The following is a 2,653-nucleotide window of genomic DNA, read 5'->3' as shown; positions in this document are numbered from 1 at the left end:
CTTCCTAGACCAATTCCTATTTTATTTAGTAGGTGTTGCACTTGATTTGACAATTCGGGTTTTTTTAAAAGAGAGTTTCTATAGAAATAACTTTGTTTTGTGTTATTGTAAAAGCGTAAATAAATTAATGGAGATGATGAAATGAGTACCGTTTTGGTGATTAAAGCTCATCCAAAAACTGAAGCTGTTTCAAATGCGCTGACCATTGGTGATCGCTTTATTGAAACTTATCAACAAACGCATTCACAGGATCAAATTTTAGTACATGATTTGTATGCTGAAGGGGTCCCGGAGATTGACAGCAGTAATCTGGATAGTTGGAAAAAGTTAACAAATGGTGTAACTTACCAGGAGCTTTCTAAAAATGAGCAAATCTTGTTGAGTCGACAGCAACAATTGCAGGCACAATTTATTCAAGCGGACAAGTATGTTTTTATTAGTCCAATGTACAATTTGTTTTTGCCAAATCGATTAAAAATGTATTTGGATTTGGTCATTGTTTCCACTAAAACGTGGGTGGAGGGTGAACATGGCCCAGAAGGCACGTTGCATGACAAAAAGGCTATTCATATTCAGTCGTCGGGCGGGACTTATCATCACACGGATAATGCTTTTATGGCAACACTTGATATGGGAGATAGTTATTTAAAGGCGTTACTTGGTCAGGTAGGTATCAAAGATTATCAAGGCATTTATTGTGAGGGTAATTCACATCGCGATGCTGATGATATGGCGGCTAATCGAGAAATAATTGCTAAAGAGGCTGAAAAGGCTGCTAAAGAATTTTAAAGTAAAAAAGTATGATCAAACCTTTTATTAAATGAAGGTTGATCATACTTTTTGGTTACTAACTAAAGGTTGAAAGCACAAAAATATATCTAATTGCCTGACACAAAAGTATTCTTGGTAACAAGATTAGATTAAACTACCCGTCCTGCGGCTCACATGGTCTGGAACGGGGTGGGCACGATTTGAAGCCAGAGGTACACTTGTCTTCAAACTCGGCCTTATCCTAAGCAATGAATTGCTAAGGATAATTTCACCCCTGAGACCAATCACCTCCGGACTAAAAACGTTTGATGCTTCAATAATGCTCAGTAACACTAATAGCATAATTATTATATCAGTGCATTGGTTACAAGGATTATATTTAGTCTGGAAGTAAATGGGCTCAGTAGTGACATTTATCTTAGCGGGTTTCGCTTAAATAAAGGCCGAGCTTGAAGACGTGGTTTGCGGCTTCAAGTCGCGCCCACTACGTTCCAGCCCAAATTTGCTGGAAGACGGCATTTTAGACCATTTTTTATAGGCTAAGTCGTTTAGCAGCAGTTATTGAAGTTATTTTGACGCTTTCAACCTTTAGTTATTAAGCTTATTCGGCTTTTGAGAGTAAATTAGTTAGTCGATTGCTGAATATGATACTTAATTAATAATTCTTTTGCCTTTTTTTCACCCTCAGCAGTGAAGTGGACAGATTTTACATGACTTGGGCGATTTGATGCATATAAAAATTCTTTGTCTGTTAATTTATTCAAACTGGCAAAATCGTAGCCCTTCCAAGAAAGACGGTCAGTAGAAACTTGATCGTTTTCTGCCCAAGAAGTCAGGTACAGTAGCATTAAAGTTAAGTCATCAATTTTTGTCATAACAGTCCTCCAAAAGTTTTAGATTGATTAATCATATATGTTAAATGCAATTATTAATTAGCTTAATTGTATTTTGTTGGTGGATACAATTCAACGTATAATTAAGAAAAATAAAAAGTTTTGAACTGTTTCTTCGTTAAGCAACCCTTTGTTTTGGACCGTTTAGTGTTAAACTAGATATAAATACTAAAACGAAGGGAAGTCGGCTATATGAGTCCTGGACCTGCGCGATCAATAAACGAGGTTATAAGTAGTTAAATTCAAGTAACGTACAAGGAGAAAACACATGATTGAAGCAATAAATCTTAAAGCAGGAATGACATTTGAACAAAACGGTAAATTAATTAAAGTATTGGCTGCAGAACATCATAAGCCAGGTAAGGGCAATACTGTGATGCGGATGAAGTTATACGACCTGCGTTCAGGTTCAACTGTTGAAAAGACAATGCGTCCTGAAGAAAAGGTTGAACAGGCTATTGTTGATACAAAAGATGCTCAATATCTTTATACCCAAGGCGATGTTGCTGTATTTATGGATATGGAAACCTACGAGCAATATGAAATTCCAACAGCTACTATTCAAAATGAAATGAAGTATATGTTGGAAAATATGAATGTTAAAATTGATTACTTTAATTCAGAAGTGATCGGGATAACATTGCCAAATACCGTACAGTTAAAAGTCGCTCAAACTGAACCATCAATTAAGGGTGCAACTGTTGCAGGATCTGGTAAATCAGCAACCATGGAAACTGGTTTGGTTGTCACTGTACCAGATTTCATTAAGGAAGGCGAAATTCTCGATATCAATACTCAAAAGGGCACATATCAAAGCCGGGCTTCAAAATATAACGACGAAAATTAATAGTTGTCAGAGGATGATTTCAATGAGAAATCATCCTTTTTTTAATTGTATAATTAAAGGTTGAAAGTATCAAAATCACTTCAATAACTGATGTTAAACTACTTAACCTACAAAAATAGTCTAAAATGCCGTCTTCCAGCAA

3 protein-coding genes are annotated in these 2,653 nt (G+C 35.9%); 2 read left to right on the top strand and 1 reads right to left on the bottom strand.

Annotated features, from left to right (window positions below; translation table 11 throughout):
• The first annotated feature begins 141 nt into the window (after positions 1-141).
• Complete coding sequence (locus IV87_RS10720) at positions 142-789, top strand: NAD(P)H-dependent oxidoreductase (protein WP_057808128.1); 648 nt, start codon at positions 142-144, stop codon at positions 787-789.
• A 605-nt stretch (positions 790-1,394) separates the two neighbouring features.
• Here IV87_RS10720 and IV87_RS10715 read toward each other — a convergent pair.
• Positions 1,395-1,646 carry a DUF6429 family protein gene (locus IV87_RS10715; RefSeq protein WP_057808126.1) on the bottom strand — a complete coding sequence of 84 codons (252 nt, stop codon included), beginning with the start codon at positions 1,644-1,646 and terminating at the stop codon, positions 1,395-1,397.
• Positions 1,647-1,932: 286 nt separating this feature from the next.
• On the opposite strand from IV87_RS10715, the gene efp reads away from it, so the two are divergent.
• Positions 1,933-2,511: an elongation factor P gene (gene efp, locus IV87_RS10710; RefSeq protein ID WP_057808124.1), complete on the top strand. Its 579-nt coding sequence runs from the start codon at positions 1,933-1,935 to the stop codon at positions 2,509-2,511.
• Positions 2,512-2,653: the final 142 nt, after the last annotated feature.

It is taken from the genome of Pediococcus ethanolidurans, from assembly GCF_001437405.1.
Classification (GTDB): domain Bacteria; phylum Bacillota; class Bacilli; order Lactobacillales; family Lactobacillaceae; genus Pediococcus; species Pediococcus ethanolidurans.
This window is presented reverse-complemented; position numbering and strand designations above follow the sequence as displayed.